13 protein-coding genes are annotated in these 17,261 nt (G+C 53.8%); 5 read left to right on the top strand and 8 right to left on the bottom strand.

Features of this window, described 5'->3' with window-relative positions:
• The first annotated feature begins 97 nt into the window (after positions 1-97).
• The 5 genes from istB (at position 98) to C5O23_RS04015 (ending at position 5,808) form a co-directional block, all read left to right on the top strand.
• The gene (gene istB, locus C5O23_RS04040; RefSeq protein ID WP_107031685.1) at positions 98-883 is read left to right on the top strand and encodes an IS21-like element helper ATPase IstB; all 786 of its coding nucleotides are present in this window, start codon (positions 98-100) and stop codon (positions 881-883) included.
• A 138-nt stretch (positions 884-1,021) separates the two neighbouring features.
• Complete coding sequence (locus C5O23_RS04035; protein WP_107031684.1) at positions 1,022-1,723, top strand: hypothetical protein; 702 nt, start codon at positions 1,022-1,024, stop codon at positions 1,721-1,723.
• Between the two features lie 4 nt (positions 1,724-1,727).
• On the top strand, positions 1,728-2,648 hold the full coding sequence (locus C5O23_RS04030) for a hypothetical protein (protein ID WP_107031683.1): 921 nt from the start codon (positions 1,728-1,730) through the stop codon (positions 2,646-2,648).
• Positions 2,649-3,188: 540 nt separating this feature from the next.
• Entirely contained in the window at positions 3,189-4,469 is a 1,281-nt protein-coding gene (locus C5O23_RS04020; RefSeq protein ID WP_133159458.1) for a hypothetical protein, read from the top strand.
• Positions 4,470-5,037: 568 nt separating this feature from the next.
• Positions 5,038-5,808, top strand: a complete 771-nt coding sequence (locus tag C5O23_RS04015; RefSeq protein WP_104403798.1) for a Mom family adenine methylcarbamoylation protein — start codon at positions 5,038-5,040, stop codon at positions 5,806-5,808.
• A 595-nt stretch (positions 5,809-6,403) separates the two neighbouring features.
• Here C5O23_RS04015 and C5O23_RS04005 read toward each other — a convergent pair.
• From C5O23_RS04005 to C5O23_RS03970, 8 genes are all read right to left on the bottom strand, one after another.
• The gene (locus C5O23_RS04005) at positions 6,404-7,531 is read right to left on the bottom strand and encodes a cytochrome d ubiquinol oxidase subunit II (RefSeq protein ID WP_107031679.1); all 1,128 of its coding nucleotides are present in this window, start codon (positions 7,529-7,531) and stop codon (positions 6,404-6,406) included.
• Between the two features lie 32 nt (positions 7,532-7,563).
• Entirely contained in the window at positions 7,564-9,114 is a 1,551-nt protein-coding gene (locus tag C5O23_RS04000; protein WP_107031678.1) for a cytochrome ubiquinol oxidase subunit I, read from the bottom strand.
• Positions 9,115-9,207: 93 nt separating this feature from the next.
• Entirely contained in the window at positions 9,208-9,474 is a 267-nt protein-coding gene (locus C5O23_RS03995; RefSeq protein WP_107031677.1) for a DUF4492 domain-containing protein, read from the bottom strand.
• 256 nt (positions 9,475-9,730) lie between these two features.
• Positions 9,731-12,622, bottom strand: coding sequence for a protein translocase subunit SecD (gene secD / locus C5O23_RS03990; RefSeq protein WP_107031676.1), 2,892 nt, complete (start codon positions 12,620-12,622; stop codon positions 9,731-9,733).
• Positions 12,623-12,833: 211 nt separating this feature from the next.
• Positions 12,834-13,388 carry a 4'-phosphopantetheinyl transferase family protein gene (locus tag C5O23_RS03985; protein WP_107031675.1) on the bottom strand — a complete coding sequence of 185 codons (555 nt, stop codon included), beginning with the start codon at positions 13,386-13,388 and terminating at the stop codon, positions 12,834-12,836.
• Positions 13,389-13,390: 2 nt separating this feature from the next.
• Positions 13,391-13,978, bottom strand: coding sequence for a hypothetical protein (locus tag C5O23_RS03980; protein WP_107031674.1), 588 nt, complete (start codon positions 13,976-13,978; stop codon positions 13,391-13,393).
• Positions 13,979-13,983: 5 nt separating this feature from the next.
• Positions 13,984-15,333 (bottom strand): gliding motility-associated protein GldE, encoded by a 1,350-nt coding sequence (gene gldE / locus C5O23_RS03975; protein ID WP_107031673.1) that lies wholly within the window; start codon positions 15,331-15,333, stop codon positions 13,984-13,986.
• Between the two features lie 289 nt (positions 15,334-15,622).
• Positions 15,623-17,071: a sensor histidine kinase gene (locus C5O23_RS03970; protein ID WP_107031672.1), complete on the bottom strand. Its 1,449-nt coding sequence runs from the start codon at positions 17,069-17,071 to the stop codon at positions 15,623-15,625.
• Between the last annotated feature and the right edge of the window lie 190 nt (positions 17,072-17,261).

The raw sequence follows: 17,261 nt of genomic DNA, 5'->3' as shown, positions 1-17,261 counted from the left end.
GACGGCAATGACCGTCAGACACCATCCCACCGGAACATACGCGGTAAAGAATATTTTGCCGCGAGCATAAAACTATCAGCCAACAACAACGAACAACATGGAAACGAACAATAAAACCACGCCAATAACAGCGGAGAAAGACCGCAACTCCATCTCTCTGGATCTGATGCACCGTATGCGCTTACACGGCATGTCGGCAGCGTTCTCCGAAAGTCTTCAGGCCACATTCGCCGAGACAATGACACCTGACAGCTTTCTGAACTGGCTGTTATCCAGAGAATGGGACTACAGGGCCGCACGCAATATTGAGCGCCTGGTGAAAAACGCAAACTTCAGATACGACGACGCGTCGGTGGCGCAGATTGACTATAACCTTCCGCGTGGCCTGGATCGTAATCAGATGGAGCGTCTCGCATCGCTGGACTTTATCCGTAAAGGTGAAAACCTGTTCATCACAGGCTGTTCTGGTACGGGCAAAAGCTATCTGGCAACAGCACTGGGATACGAGGCATGCAAGGCCGGTATGCGCGTGCTGTACGCGAACGCATCCAAACTGATGGGAACCCTGAAAATCGCCAAAAACAAAGGAACAATCGAAACGGAGCTCAAGAAACTCGAAAAAACGCAGCTCCTGATCCTCGACGATCTCTTTCTGGTGCCTCTCGACGCCAAGGAACGCGCACACCTTACGGAAATCATCGAAGACCGCCATGGTCGCAAATCAATCATCGTGACATCACAGCTCCCCGAACTGGACTGGTACGAAGCAATCGGTGACTCCACAGTGGCAGATGCAATACTCGATCGCATTGTCCACACTGCTCATCGAATCACGCTTACCGGCGAAAGCGTCCGTAAGCTTAAAGCTATAAAAAGCCGATAAGACAAAATAAAATTGACCCCGTCGGCCAGAACGTTTTCAGGGGTCAATTCAAAATATTTTCAGGGGTCAATTCAACCTTGGTCTAAGGGGTCATCCGAGCCTGGGTTTTCCATCGCCAACCGCACCCTCGGAAAAGCGATGTGCCGTCTGCACGGATTCAACCGACAGGCCGAGGAGCGCGGCGCGGCATGGTGCAAAGCCAACGCGGAGCATTTCGTGAGCTGCATCAACTCCTATCTCGGCCTCATGCGGCAAGGACAGGAATATGGTATGCGCCGGGCTTTCTGCGGTAGGATCTCCGAGGCGTGGATGAAATACATTGTGGTGGAATGGGACTTCACCAAGATAATACTAAAACAGAAATACAAACACCGCGAGCGCGTGAAGCGTATGCTCCGCCGCAAGCGTAAACAAGCATCAAGAAACAGAATACCAAAAGCAAAGCGAATGACAGCACGAGTTTTCAGCGGGGAGACGCTCCCTGCCGTTGAGCAGTTCAACACCGGTCGCAAAAGGGGTTGCATTGTTCGTTGGGACTACGAGCCTGTCAAGACAACAATCCCCGAAGTTGACAAACGCGCCGCGTTCCGCAAGCGCAAGGCGTTGAGCCGCGCCGCCAAAAACGGCACACCCCCTCCCGCCGAGGAACCGCAGCAGGGCAAGGAGGTTGACAGCGGCCTTGTGGCCTATTCTGAAATGCGCTACTTAGGCATTCCCGACCCGGAGCGAGTTGTGGCCGACATTCAGTATGACCTCGACCTGCGTTACGGCGACACACCGCGCCCGGAGATTGATTTCGACGCTTACCGCTCGGCCATAGCCGCGCTCAACAAAGCGTGAGGCGATGGCACGGTCAATCGCCGAGATAAAGGCTCAGATATGCGAGACCTTTATCTCACAGGACGCTATCCGCACAGGGTACGGACTGAAAGAGAACCAATCCTTTGACAAGGCTTTCTCCCCGGTGTCGCTGGAGAGCCTGATGTTCTACGTCGTCGCCTCCTGTATATGGCTGCTCGAAAAACTTTTTGACCGCCACCGCGAGGAGGTGGACGCGAGGATAGATGCCCTGCGCCCGCACACGCTCCGTTGGTACGTTACAAAGACCCTCGCCTATATGCGTGGCAAGGATCTCATAATGACCGACGGCGTGGTCGTGGCTGACTACTACGACACGTCGGGAATGACGGAGGCCGACATCGAAAAGGCGCGTGTGGTGAAATACGCGGTCGCCACCGAGGACAACACGCAGGTGTTCATCAAGGTTGCCGCGAGGGGCAACAACGGCCAGCCCACGCCTCTGCAGCCCGATGACCTCGCCGGACTGAAAGGCTACCTCTCGCAGATAAAGGACGCGGGAGTGGCCATAAAGGTGCTGAACGAACCCGCCGACAATATGCGCGTGGAACTCGTGGTGCTTTATGATCCGGCCATACTCACGGCGCAGCCCACAGGCAACGGTCGCCCGGATGCGGACGGCTACACGGCCATAAGACTGCTGCGCGACGGCAAGGACGTGATAACCGAGGCCGTGAGCGGTGTCATATCCAAGCTGCCTTTCAACGGCGAATACCGAAACTCCGACCTTATGGCCGCTTTGCAGTCCATTGAGGGAGTGCGCGTGGCCGACATCGTGAAAGTGGAGGCCGCAGCCGGAGGCTCGGAGGCTTACTCGCGTGTCGTCGGCTACCGCCGTCCCTATTCGGGTTATTACGCATTGCAGAACCTCACGGTCAGAGGCCGTGCCTATCAAGTGGCCGAATGATGATTTTTGACATAGATTTCGACAAGTGGATAGCGACCATGCTGCCGACGTTCCTGCGTCTGCGCCGGGTGTTCGCTTTCTGCCGCGCCTTATGCTCGCCGCTCTACCTCGGCGACGACACAGGGCTGTACCCGCGCTTCCTGCGGGCGCGTGGCGACCACATATACAGGTTGAGCCACAACGGGCAGGTGTGCTATCTCCGCGCCGCTCTCAACGACGCTTTCAATCTGAAAAAAGGGTTTGAGATCGAGGACGCGGGGGCATACGAGGGGGAGTGGGTCTATGCAAAAGACCCGACGATGCCGAACCAGTTGCTCGCCGTGGACGAGAAGAAGAACCGCAAGCCCGTAGAGGGTGAGCCGCCGGAACATCCGACACCGCTGCTCGCCGACGAAGCGCGGCTCAACGCGCCGCAGAACTCGTTCATCGTGCGCGTCCCCAACAACATCTACACAACGCAGCTCGACAAGGTGAAGGCCATTGTGGAGCAATACAGAATCCTTTCAAAAACTCCGATTTACACCCCAACAAACTCAAGCAATGAACAGAGCGGAATATTTATCAACGGCGGTCGCAAGTGGTGGCAATGGCCTGTATCCATTATCGACGCAGGGGCTGTCGTTCATACAAGACCAGATTACCTTTTTACAGGCATTCGCAAGGATAGGCGGTAAACGTTACATCCTGCTCGCACCTACGGCCACCGCCGACGGCGTTGTGGTGATAGACGGCGAGGTGCTGCGCTTCAAGGCCGCAGCCAAGCCGGGCAACGGCATTCAGATCCGGGAGACAACCGAGAACATCGTGGCCGACGGCACGACCTACCGCGAGGCGCGGATTTACCGTTACGCCGAATATGTGCCGACATATACAAAGAACGTGCCGGGATTATATCCGGCCTCCGGGTTCTCGATGATAGAAACCAACGACCAGTTGGCAAAGAAACTGCTCGACTACACCGCCGTCAACAGCGACCTCGCCAAGAAACTCACCGTATTGTCTACCGACAGCCTCACCCGCGTTCAGTTGGACGCGCAAAAGGACAACGTGCGTCTTAACTGCCGCAAGGGGTGTTTCGCTCTGAACGGCGCGGAGGAATACACGATTAACGTCTACCGCCACAGCGCGAACAACATCACACAGGAACAGATCCTGCCCGACCTGCGCCGCTACGTCCGCTATTGGAACAGCGCGGCAAAGACGTGGGGAGGTTTCTACCCGGTAACGGAAAACCTGCATATCGACGTTAAGGTGGTAAAAGGCTCGACCGTCTATGTGCGCCACGGCTTTATCCCGGAGGGGGTTCAGCTTGTGCTGCTCCGCAAGAAGAAGCGCAGCCGAAAGCGTCGTTCCGGCGGCACGACAGGCACAAACGCCGCGTGGAAAGGCAAGAGTATGCTCCGGCAACCGAAGAACCAATACGTGCATTACAAGGGCGTGATACTCTCCACCTCCTCACCCAACAACTGGTATGTGCCTAAGTGCATAGGCGTAACCGACAAGGAGGACAATGCCCTTATCGGAAAGGAACTCGGATCTGTCTGCTCGGATATGATTGTGGCAAGCGGGAGTCTGTCAGAAATCGCCGCCGGGAACGGCCTCTACAAAGTGGTCGGAACTCGCGTCAAAGCTTCCAGGAAAGGCACAAAGCCCAAGACACAGGCTTGCTGCTATGCGCGGATCGCGTTGCAGTTTGCCGCAGCCGGGAAGACGTTCAAGAGCGCGGGCGGCGAGATGGCGCGTATGAAATACCGCCTTTGGTTTCATCTCGACAAGAAGACCAACAAGACCGTGGTGCGCCGTGGGTTCTCTGCCGATTAGGGACAAAAAAAGAGGGGCGGTTGAAAAACTGCTCCTCTAAAAACCCCGGCGGTCGTAACTCAATATATGCTCTGTTGTGAAATCTTGTAGGTTGTCGCTGACTAATCCAGTCGGTGCTTCGTTCAAAATCATCTCAACGGGGTCTATAAGACGCTCAATCCCTGCTGTCGGACGCGGCCATTGCCGCGATAACTTAGTGTGAGAGGGAATCGCACATGCCGCACACACCATACACTATCTTGAAATCGAAATCGCAAAACTGTCGAGGGTGTAATGCATGGCGCAAAGATATATGTTAAAATCTTAACCCCAATGAAATAGCCGATGAAAAAAACAGAATAAACGAAAACATACGTCGGTGGGCAATAAAAAACAGCCCCCGACTTGATTGTAGGACGCCAATCACATACAATCACAAAGCAGCGGCACACCGCGCAGTCGAGGGCTGTTATAGCCTTTTGACCGCCGTGTGTCGCTGCTTTTAGTATGTGATTGGCACTGCAAAATTACGCAAAAGGGGCGAGATAACCAACCGTTTCACTAACTATCAAACCCCATTTTATGCTGAATGACTGACAGCAACAGTCTCCCCACGGAGATTTACAAGGAGACCTCCTCGCTCGGACGGCTTCTGATAAAGCCTGTTGATAAGGCCACCGCAAAGGAAATGATTGTCAAGAACCACTACTCCCACAAATGGAATGACGGAGGTTTCGGTGTCTACAACTTCGGAATCTTCCGCGCCGACGAACCCGACCGTTGCCTCGGAGTGGCCGTCTACGGCTACATGAAGAACCCCAAAGCCCGGATATTCACGCACCCCAACCCGAAAGCGTGGATGTGCGAACTCAACCGTATGTGGATAGATGATGAACTCGGTCACAATGCCGAAAGTATTCTGATAGCAGCCTCGATCAAGCTGCTGCGCCGCCTTGACCCCGACCTCGTGGCCGTGCAGAGTTTCGCCGACGGTCGCCTCGGCTGCGGAACTATCTACAAAGCCGCCAACTTTCAGTATTACGGCTTTCACCTCACAAAGTTTCTGCGCAATAGACGCAGCGGCGAGATGGTACACGAGCAGATATTCACCAACTCAACATCGCCGTCGGGCTTTCTACGCGCCAATGTCGGGATGCTGATAGGCGATTTTGAAGTGTTCCACGTCAAGACCTACCGATACATTTACGCGCTCGACAAGCGTTTTCGGTGCGTAAAGCCGCAGCAACCTTATCCAGCATACGACAAAGGGATGGAAGCGACCGAATGGAAGCGCGACCGCTCGAAAATGATAGAAAGATGCGTCGGAATACTTACGAAAATGGCCGCAGATTCGGTGTGAACGCGGCCAAGATAACAATACAAAGTTAAGAAAAATCCCTCAAACTGCAAAAAGTTTGAGGGATTATTTTGCTGTAAAAATAACTATTTTTCAACCGATTAAACAGCGTTTGAGCGATGATTGAACGGCGGTCAAACAGACGCGCCCGAAATGGCCGGAAAACACCAAAAAATGTACTTTTCGTTTTTCAAAATTGCACTTTTCGTTTTGCCGATTATAAATATGTTGAAAATTATTCGAAATTATCGGCTCATGACCGCCGCGAAGCATTGGAAACGCTTAAACGGGCTTATCGGAATTATGATCCGGCGGAAGCCGCGCCTGCGATTTCAAAAATCTTTTATGTGATATTCCGCTCTGGCTTTTATAGCGCAGTCATGCTCTTTTATTTAAGAAATTGCCTGAAATTCAGGTTGCAGTGCTTTAAGGCCGTTTTTAAACGACCTCTTGGAAGAGCCTGTCAGCGTCTTTTGTCCGCTCGGTAAAAGTCAGTTGCAGAGGTAAACTGTATGACAAAAGTTCCGGAAGTCGGTGACAAGACTTCCGGAACTTTTGATTGTGTTGGATCGGTGGGATTTACAAGATGATAGGCGTCTTATTCGTGCTTGCGGTCCATAGCATACCAGGCATAGGCTATGTAGGCAGCCACTGCAGGAACGATTATGGAAACCCAGCTCATGCAGGTGAGAGTAAAGTGGCTCGATGAGCTGTTGAAGATGGTAAGCGATGACGATGGGTCGGTGAGCGAGGGGTAGTAGGGGGTGTTGTTGTAGCCTGCTATCCAGAAGAGGCAGAGCACCACCAGTATGGTGCCTGTTCCGCACCACCAGATGCCGTCGGTCCAGTGGTCGGCAAGAGTGGAGCGAATGATTGCGTAGAGCACCATCACTACTCCGATCAGGAAGATGGCCAGAGTCCAGGGCATTTCCACCAGATTGTGGAAGTATTTGAACTCGCGCGGAGCGAAAGTGCTCCGCAGGCCGTCGATCCCGCCGTTGAAAGTGGTCTCCAGTCCGGTTGACGTGAGGAGAACCCCGGCGAAGATGAGGAAGAGCACCACGAATATGGCACCGTTGACCATGACTCGGCGGCGGTTGGCCTTGAAAAAGCTGTCAGGGTTGGAATTGTTGTTGAGCAGATAGAGTGCTCCCTGCGTGCGGGCAAGGAAGAGAACGGTGAAGCCGAGCAGCAGGTTCTTCCAGTTGAATATGGCCTCGAAACCGTGGGAGGGAGCCCAGACTGAGATCACCGGAGAAGAACCGTCGAGAATGTTGCCTTTGCTGACTGAAAACTCAGCCCCGAAGAAGAACATCGAGACAGCCACGCCGAGCAGAATGCAGCCCACGCAGCCGTTGATGAAGAGAAAGGTGTCGTAGGTGCGGGTGCCGAAGATGTTGCCCGGCTTTGTGCGGAATTCATAGCTGACAGCCTGGAGCACGAAGCTGATCAGTATGAGCATCCACAGCCAGTAGGCGCCTCCGAAACTTGTGGAGTAGAAAAGCGGGAACGATGCGAAGAAGGCACCTCCGAAAACCACCAGAGTGGTGAACGTGAGTTCCCATTTGTGGCCGAAAGAACTGATCATACGGCGCGAGGCCTCGGAAGAGTCGCTGACGGAAAGCAGAAACGTCTGTCCTCCCTGCACGAAAAGCAGGAACACCAGCAGTGCGCCGAGCACAGAAATGAGCAGCCACCAATATATCTGTAAGGATTCAAGTTCCATGATTTATGTCTGTTTGAGGGTGAGAAATCGGGTTAGTGGTTTTCAGGTCCGCGTCTGATCTGGTTGATCATGATTGTGACCTCGGCCACGAGCAGGGCTGTGAATACGGCGGCAAACATCCAGAATGTCAGCTGTACGGTAGAGGCCGAGATGGCCGAGATAGCGGCGCGGGCGGGCATCAGGCCTTCGATGATCCAGGGCTGGCGTCCGACTTCTGCAGTCACCCACCCGGCTTCTGAGCAGATCCACACCACAGGGATGGTCAGTATGGCCACCCACTGCCACCACTTGCGTTCCCAAAGGCGTCCGCCACGGGCCGAGCTGATGACGGCGAGTATGAAGAAAAGCAGGAGATAGCCTCCGGCAAGCACCATGATGTGGAACGAATAGAATGTCATGCCCACAGGCGGAATCGCCTCCTCAGGGCTGTCGAGATATCCGTAGCCGAAATAGCGGTAGTCTTCCTTGAGACGGGCGCGTGCTTCGGCCATAGCCGCGGTATCGCCGTCGGTCATGGCCCGGTCGAAGTCACGGAGGGCCTCATGGGCGCGTTTGCCTATGGCTATGCGTTCGGCATATGATTCAGTCCTGATGGTGTCGCCTTCCGGCGTGAGGCTTATGCCTTCGATAAGATCATTGATGCCGGGCACGAAGGTGTTGGCATCGTGGTTGGCGAGGATCGAGAGACCGTAGGGGATCGAGATGTCGAAAAGGAAGGGATCTTTGCCGTCATTGAGAGTCTTTGACGGGTCGAGCAGACCGAAGCCCACTATCTCCTGGCCTACTTTGCCGTTATATAGTCCCTCCATCGCAGCGAGTTTCATGGGCTGCACCCTCGCTACCTGGACTGCCGAGCCGTCGCCGGTCCAGAGTGTCAGCACGATGCCTGCGAGGCCTGTCCATCCGGCTATGCGGATCGAGTCGAGAGCGAATTCACGGCGCTTGTTTTTCATCAGAAACCAGGCGCTGACGCCGCAGACAAACACTGCGCCTACCACCCAGCCGTCAAACACGGCATGGAAGAACTTGTTGATGGCCACGGGCGAAAGCACCACGTCCCAGAAGTTGTCCATGACGTTGCGCATCTGTGCCGGGTCGAATTCCATGCCGACGGGATATTGCATCCATGCGTTGGCAATCAGTATCCACAGGGCCGAGATCGAGGCTCCGAGGGCTGTCAGCCATGTGGAAGCGAGGTGGAATCCGGGGCTGACTTTTTTCCATCCGAAGAACATGACGGCAATGAAGGTTGCTTCCATGAAGAAGGCGAGCAGGCCCTCGATGGCAAGCGGCGCTCCGAAAATGTCGCCCACAAACCAGCTGTAGTTCGACCAGTTTGTGCCGAATTCGAATTCAAGGATAATTCCGGTGGCCACTCCCATAGCGAAGTTTATGCCAAAGAGTGTCATCCAGAACTTGGTAATTTGGAGCCATTTTTCGCTTCGGGTGCGGAAATAGATGGTCTCCATGATTCCGACTATCACGCTCAGGCCGAGTGTCAGCGGCACAAAGAGCCAGTGATACATGGCTGTGAGGGCAAACTGCCATCGCGACCAGTCGACTACGGTCATCAAATCGTCCATACTCTCGTGTTTTTTATAAGTTGTTTTTTATAGTTGAAAGAGATAGAAAGTCTGTTGAGTGTGTGTTTGTAAATGGCAGAATATTTCCGGAGCTTAACGGTTGAGAAGAGACTCCCTCACTGCCTCGGCCCTTTGGGCATCGGTGTCATAGTCGCGTGACAGGATGTCTGGGAAGAAGAAGAGTTTGAAAATGAAAAACAGAATGAACAGTTTGATGATTATCAGCAACCATAGCTTCCGGCCTACAGTCATCGAGCGGAATCCATCGGCATAGAAGCGGTATATGCGGTGGGTCACGGTTCCGAAGGCTGAGAGCCGAGAGCGGAGGTGAGCCTGTGATTTTGTCTGAGTTCTGTCCATATGCTGTTATAACAATCTCTGAATGTCAAAAGTGATGACAGTGAGGCAAATTTATATAAATTTTTCGCAGCGAGAAAAAAAGTATAGCTGTTATATAGCATATTCAGTCACATGCTATATGTGGGAGTAATTTAGGGTTTAAAGTAGGAAGATGGAGATGTCTGATGCCTGTGGTTGGATTTCCTGCATAAAAAACTCCGGCTCGTAATTTTTTACGGGCCGGAGGATTATAAGAAGTGGATATGGTTCCGGGCGGTTATGCCTTGGCTGCTTTCTTGGCGTTGCGGCGGGCATCGGTGAGGTAAGCCACGGGAGCTGCCACGTAGATTGTGGCGAGAGTGCCGATGATCACACCGAAGATCATTGCGAATACGAATGAGCGGATCGCGTCACCGCCGAGGATGAAGATGCACAGGAGCACGAGGAGCGTTGAGCATGAGGTCATCACTGTACGGCCGAGAGTAGAGTTCATCGAGCTGTTGATGGTGTCGAAGAAGTTCTGTTTCGGATAGAGCTGAACGTTTTCACGCACACGGTCGAAGACTACCACGGTGTCATTGATCTGATAACCGATAACCGTAAGGATGGCGGCGATGAATGACTGGTCGATTTCCATAGCGAAGGGGAAGAGGCCCCAGAAGAGCGAGTAGAAACCGATGATGGTGAAGGCTGTGAAGGCTACAGCTGCAAGTGCGCCGAGCGAGAAGGCGATGTTGCGGAAACGGAGCAGGATGTAGAAGAACATGGCCAGAAGGGCGAGGATCACGGCGATGTAAGCGTCGGTGCGCATGTCGTTGGCCACGGTCGGACCTACTTTCTGCGATGACATGATGCCGATGTTCTCGTTAGTGGTCGAGAAGTCTTCGATGCTCATTCCGTTGAGCTGGTTCTCAAGGCCCTTGTAGAGGATGCCGGTGATTTCGTTGTCGATGCCTTCTTCGTCAGAGTCGATCTTGTAGTTGGTCGAGATGCGGACCTTGGTGTCGTCGTCAATGGTGATGACACTGAGCTGTGCACCGTCAAAGAGGGGTGCGAGCTGAGCCTGGAGTTCGTGGGTCTTCACAGGATGATCGAACTGAACCACATAGTTGCGGCCGCCTGAGAAGTCGATGCCCTGGTTGAGGCCGCGGGCAAAGAACGAGATGATCACTATGGCTACAACCGCGCCGACAATTCCGAAGCTGACCTTGCGGGCGCCGAGGAAATTGAAGTGGGTGTCAGAGAACATCTTGGCCGAAAGGGGAGTGGTGAATGTCAGCTTTTCGAAGGGCTTGGTCTTGGCACACATTATATATATAAGGCGTGTCAGGTAGACGGCGGTGAAGAATGAGCAGACAATACCGATGATGAGGGTGGTGGCGAAGCCTTTGATAGGACCTGTTCCGAAGAGAAGGAGGATCACACCTGTGATGATCGAAGTGAGGTTCGAGTCAAAGATGGCTGAGAATGCGTTGCTGTAACCATCGGCGATGGCGGTGCGTACGCTCTTGCCGGCGCGGAGTTCTTCTTTGGCACGTTCGTAGATGAGCACGTTGGCGTCAACTGCCATACCGAGCGCGAGCACGATACCGGCGATGCCGGAGAGTGTCAGCACGGCCTGGAATGACGCGAGGATGCCGAAGGTGAAGAAGATGTTGAAGATGAGGGCGATGTTGGCGATGATGCCGGGGACAAGGCCGTAGAAGAGACACATGAAGATCATCAGGAGCACGATGGCGATGATGAACGACCAGAGACCGTCGTGGATGGCCTGTTCGCCGAGCGACGGACCGATCACGGTGTCGGAGATGATGTCGACCTTGGCTGCCATCTTGCCGCTCTTGAGCACGTTGGCAAGGTCTTTTGCTTCATCGGTGGTGAAGTTGCCGGTGATCTGCGAGCGTCCGCCTTCGATCACTGAGTTGACGTTGGGCGAAGAGTAGACCTGATTGTCAAGCACGATAGCCACGGGCTTGTTGAGGTTGGCGGCAGTGATGCGGGCCCACTGGCGGGCTGCTTCGGGTTTCATGTTCATTGAAACGTAGTTGCCGTTCATGGCTTCGTAGTCGCTGGTAGCTGAAGTGATGACGTCGCCGCTGAGTGCGGGTTTGCCGTTTGAGGTCTTGAGGGCTACGAGCTGATAGATGCTGAGGTTGCGCTTGCCGCGTACGGAGTCGTCGACCTGTACTATCTCAGGCTTGAATTCCCATGCAAGTTTGAGGTTGGAGGGAAGGATGCCTTTGGCTACGTTTGATGCAAGGATGGCATCAATGGTGTCACGGGCAGTTTCGGTGGCTGAACCTACGCTGATTGGGCGGTAGGGGTTGCCGACCTGGAGGAAGTAGTCGAAGAGACCTTTGCCGTTGCCGGTGGTGTCGGTGCGCAGGGCGTTGTCAAGCGCCTGGAGCATCGGGGCTATTTCGTTGAACTGGGTGGTCTCGTAGAATTCGAGGTTGGCGCTTGATTTGAGAAGCTCGCGTACACGGTCGTGTTCCTTAACGCCGGGAAGCTCAAGGAGGATCTGGCCGTCCTTTTCAAGTTCCTGGATGTTGGGGGCAACGACTCCGAATTGGTCGATACGGGTGCGGAGCACGTTGGTGGAGCTGCTGACGCGGTCTTTCACTTCCTGACGGAGTGAGTTCTTGATGGCGTCCATGCTGTCACCGCGCTTCACCTGATCCTTGAACACTACCGAAAGATCGCCCTGGGGGTCGAGCTTACGGTATTCTGCGCAAAAGACGTCGATGAAGTCATTGCTCTTGTTGGCACGGGTGATTGAGTCGGCGCTCATGACGGCACGTTCGAAGTAGGGGTTGCCTTCTGCGTTGGCCATCGAGCGGAGGATGTCGGGTACCGATACCTGCAGGGTGACGTTCATACCACCTTTGAGGTCGAGGCCGAGACCTACTCCGAGTTTCTGTACTTCATTGAATGTATAGCCTAAATAAACCTTTTCGTTTGCGATGTTCTTGATGTACTCGCTGTAGGCCTTACGTTTAGTTTCAGGGCTGTTGTTGTCCTTGGCAGCCTCGACGGCGGCATATTCTTCCGCTTTCTTCTCGTAGTGGTTGGTAACTAACGTGAATGAAAGGTAGAACAAGCAGATGAGCACCATGAAAATGGCGATCACACCTGCAACAACACTTCCCAAAGATCCTTTGCTTTGCATTGTGTTAAAGTGATGTATTTAAATAGTTAGTTAAAATTAAAATTCTGATTGATTTTCATGGAGAAAATCGGTAAAGTGCCAATTTTCAGTCTGCAAATATACAAAAATTCTTTTAAATGCCCTCGCCGGAGGACTGATTTTTGCGTTAGAGTCTGTTTAAACTCTAAATCGGGTGGCTTTTGATCGGGAATTGCCTTACAGATAGGCAGATTCAGGGTTCAAGGCAGGCCAGTGCGATGGTCTCGCCGGCGGGCAGGGAGTGCCAGAAGAGTGAAAATTTGCTTCCGCGGGCTTGCGCGGATGTGAAATCAGGAGCTATGTGGATTTCCTGGAGGGCGAGTCCGGGGGTGAGCGCGGCTTTGTAGGCGGCTTCTTTGGCTGTCCAGTATTTCAGGAGTATGCCGAGTCTCGACGGCTCGTCACAGCAGAGGTTTGCAGAGTCTTCTTCGGCAGGGGTGAGAAAGCGTTGGGCCACACGAAGCAGCTGCGGGCGTGGAGACTCAATATCTACACCTATATTAATATGCGGGCTATTGCCTACGGCGAGCAGGCAGTGGCTGGCGGAATGAGATATCGAGATGCGCAGTTCGGGATGTCCGCTCACGGACGGAGCTCCCTCCGGACTGTGGGTTAATTCCATCCCCTCGCCAAGGGCTTGGGCTATAAGCGATTCGACGGCGGCTTTCTCGCAGTCGCGTCTTGAGCCTGCGGTGTCCGGGACGGGGCAGAGGTAAAGGCGGCAGCAGCCGGCGGTCAGTTCGGTCATGGTCAGAGGTTTTTGAGGAGATAAAGCATGTCATCTCTGACGGTTCTTACTATTGGGGCTATTGAGTCGGGTGAGGAGCCTGCGGGCAGATCAAGGTAGAAGGCGCCGGAGAGCACGGAGGCGGAATCTGTGGCAAGAAGCTGCACGGGGGTGGTGAGCGAGGTGCGGGTTTCGGCCAGTTCGCAGTGCCAGTTGCCGGCTGATGTGAGTTCGGTGATGACAGTTGTGGCGCCTCCGGAGTTGAGTTCCATGCGTTCACGGCGGTTGTCCATGATTGCTGATGTCTCCCGGCGGCTGACGGGAGAAAGGGTCAGGTAGAGGGTTGCATTGCTGAACTGCGGGTAGGTCACGGTGATCCACCATGAGGCGTCGGCTTTCTGCTGCATGCTGACGTCGGCGTCTGAATTGAACATCAGTGTGGCCGGACCTGCGGTGTGGATGCTGTGGTTTCGGCCTGGCAGTTCGATGCGGGGCCATCCCTCCGGTTTGGGAACGGCGCTGTCATTTCCGGCCCCGGAGCATGAATCTGCGGCTATAGCCGCCGTGATGCTTATTATAAGGCATGAAATATGGCCTAAGGCTTTTTTCATCGGTTTTACAGGGCGGGAGTTGGAGAGGTCATTGAATCAAGCTGGTCTTCGGGCATTACTTTGACGCGTACGTTGACAATGCGGTGCTGATGGATGGAGAGCACCAGGAAGCGGCAGCGGCCGTAGACAATTGATTCTTTTTCTTTCGGGAAGTCTCCCTTGATGGCCAGGAGCATTCCGGCGAGTGTCTCGCAGTCTTCGATGACGGGTGCATAGGCTTCTTCATCGAGATCGGTTACGCGGAAGAAGTCGTTGAGCAAGGTTTTGCCTTCGAAGATATAGGTGTCGTCAGGTAGGCGGCGGTAGGTTTTTTCTTCAACGTCATATTCGTCGTCGATATCGCCCACTATCTCTTCAAGCACGTCTTCAAGGGTCACGATGCCTTGGGTGCCGCCGAATTCGTCGACCACGATGGCCAGATGGACTCTCCGCGAACGGAAATCTTCGAGGAGGTCGTCGATCATGCGCGATTCAGGCACATAGTAGGGTTCGCGCATCAGTTTCTGCCATTCGAAGTTTTCTCCGGTCTGCCCTACGTAGGGCAGAAGGTCGCGCGAATAGAGCACTCCTTTTATGTTGTCCATAGTGTTTTCATAGACCGGCAGGCGGGCGAATCCGCTTTCGATCACTATTTTCATCACCTGGGCGAAGGAGTCGGAGGTTTCGATGCCTGTGATGTCGACGCGCGGGGTCATGACTTCAGAGGCTGTTGTGTCGCCGAATTTCAGAATGCCTTCGAGCATGTCTTTGTTTTCGTCATCGCTTACATGGGCTATCTCCAGAGCCTGCGAGAGGTCATCGGCGGTGACAGAGGTGGTCTTTTTGGTCACCACTTTCTTTACAATGCCACTGCTCTTGACGAGGACTGACGAGAGCGGATAGAACAGACTGAGCCCGGCTTCAAGCATCGGGGCAGCCGTTTTGGCCCATGCCAGATTGTTGGAGTTGGCATAGAGTTTCGGCAGGATTTCTCCGAAGAGGAGTATCAGGAAGGTAAGAAGTACGGTCTGCAGGATGAAACTCCACACAGGGCTGAGTGTCGAGAAGATCGGGCCGAGGGCGAAGTTACAGAGCACAACGATGGTCACGTTGACCAGATTGTTGATGATGAGGATTGTGGCCAGGAGGCGTTCGGGCATCCGGAGCAGTCTTAACACACGTTCGCCCGACGAACTTTCTTCCAGTTCGTCGCACTGCACGGGTGTCAGCGAGAAAAATGAAATTTCGCTTCCGGAAACAAATGCGGAGATCAGAAGCGCTGCCAAAGCACACAGGAGCGCCACAATGCTGTCGGTGGAAAATGGCGCAACGTCAAGCAACGGAGTGTTGGTAATGTCAAGAAGAGTGTTTGCCACCTGTTCAGTGGCAGGTAAAGGGTCAGTGTCCAAGACGATTTAGATAAGTTATACAAAGAGCCGGGGCATCAATCTCAAAGACGGTATGAGCCAACACAGGCATTATCGCTGCAAAGATAATGAGAATTTTCGTAACCTCACAGATTTTGCCCCGGCTTTGTTAAAAAAACGGTCCGCGGCAAGATGCCGAGAGACCGTTTCGGAGTAAGAGGTTTTATGACCAGGGGAGGATTGTGTTGTTGTAGAACCAGACTTTGACCGGTTCATGGTTGTGTGTATGGATGGTGCGTCAGCTGTGGAGGGTAAGTATGAATGAGGCTCCGGTGGTGACTGAGGGATCGAGGGTCAGAGAGCCGTTAATCTTTTCGGCGCGGAGGGCGCAGATGGGGAGGCCCAGGCGGGCGCCTTTGCTGAGATCGGTTGGTGTGGCGAAGGGCTTGAACAGATTTTCGCGCTCGTTTTCGGGGATGCCTGGGCTGGTGTCGGTCACGATGAACTGGTGGCTTTTTGCTCCGCGTTTGCGGTAGGCGAGTGTGATCTTACCGCCCTCGGCTGTGTGTTTTGCAGCATTTCCGAGAAGATGGGTGAGGATTTTGTCGACTTCGGGAGCATCGATGCGGGCATAGCCTTTGCAGCCGTCGAGATGCAGCACCACGCGCGGATTGAGCATCGGGCGGATTTTATCAGCAATGGCATCGCAGAATGTCTGGAGATTCACTTCTTCGAGGGCTTCCTCGTCAAGCTGTCCGGCACTTTCCACATCGGAGAGTTCGCCGACACGTCTGACATAGCCGCGGAGGTTGCGCACAGCCGGGTCTGTCTGGTCAAGCTGTTCGAGAGTAGGCTCCATCTGCGAGGACATGTTGTGGAGTATGGCGCTCTTGGCGGCGCTTTCGGCGTTGGCGGTGTCAACGGATTTTTTCATGCGTCTGTTTTTCGCCACCACGCGCCAGTAGAACATGGCACCGACACCGAGGGCGGCAAGAGCGATGACGAAGAGAGTGATGAAGGTTACCACCCAGCCCGTGCGGGCCTTTATGGTGTGGTCTTTCTCTGCGATAGTCTCCTGGCTTTCGGCATACTCCTGCTTAACCTTGCCGAGTTCGGTATGGGCTGTTATGGCCTCGATCGAGTCTGACCAGCGCATGTAGTTTTCATAGGTGTGTTCCACGAGGCGGGCATCGTTGGCGCTTACGGCTCTTTCGATGAGGTCCTGATAGGCCTTGTCGGCGGCTTTGTAGTCATTGGCCTGGTCATACTGCTTGATCAGGCGGGCTATGCAGAGGTCGCCTTTGGCTGTCTGGTTGATGGCATAGTAATACTGGGCTTCGTTGAAGAGCATGTCGCTTGTGAGTTCCTTGTTTCCTGCTTTTTTTGCATAGCCGGCCATTTTGGCGAGCGAGCGGCCTGCGTCGGAGTTGTTTGAGAGATTGCGGTAGATGAGGAAGCGGGCGCGTTCGGTCGTGTAGAAAACCGCAGGCAGAGAGTCGGGCGAGATATGGCGTTCGGCAAGAGTCTTGTCGTTGTTGGCGAGAAGACGGAAAGCGCCGTCGTAGTTCTTGGCATCGGCGCATATCGCAGCCGCGGCAGCTGCCGAGCGTGCGGCGGGCAGATACTGGTGTGCGGCCATCTGTGAGTTGTAAGCCTTCAGCTGTCGGTTGAGCTCGGTCTGGCTGTCGGCCCACATCCCGAAAGCCGCGGCGGTCAGAGCTATGACCAGAGTAAACAGTCGTTTCATAATATATAAATAGTTTGCGTGATTGTGTTTAAGCAACTCTTCGAAATTAACCGATAGAATGTGTGCATAAGTAGCTCATATAATAGTATAAATTAATTTCTCAGAGTTACTTATCAGATAAACGAATGAGCCATGCCTATGGTTTAGGGGGGAGGTTATTAACAATCAGAGGCAGTTTTCAACATTTTAA

It is taken from the genome of Duncaniella muris, from assembly GCF_003024805.1.
In the GTDB taxonomy this organism is placed as follows: domain Bacteria; phylum Bacteroidota; class Bacteroidia; order Bacteroidales; family Muribaculaceae; genus Duncaniella; species Duncaniella muris.
This window is presented reverse-complemented; position numbering and strand designations above follow the sequence as displayed.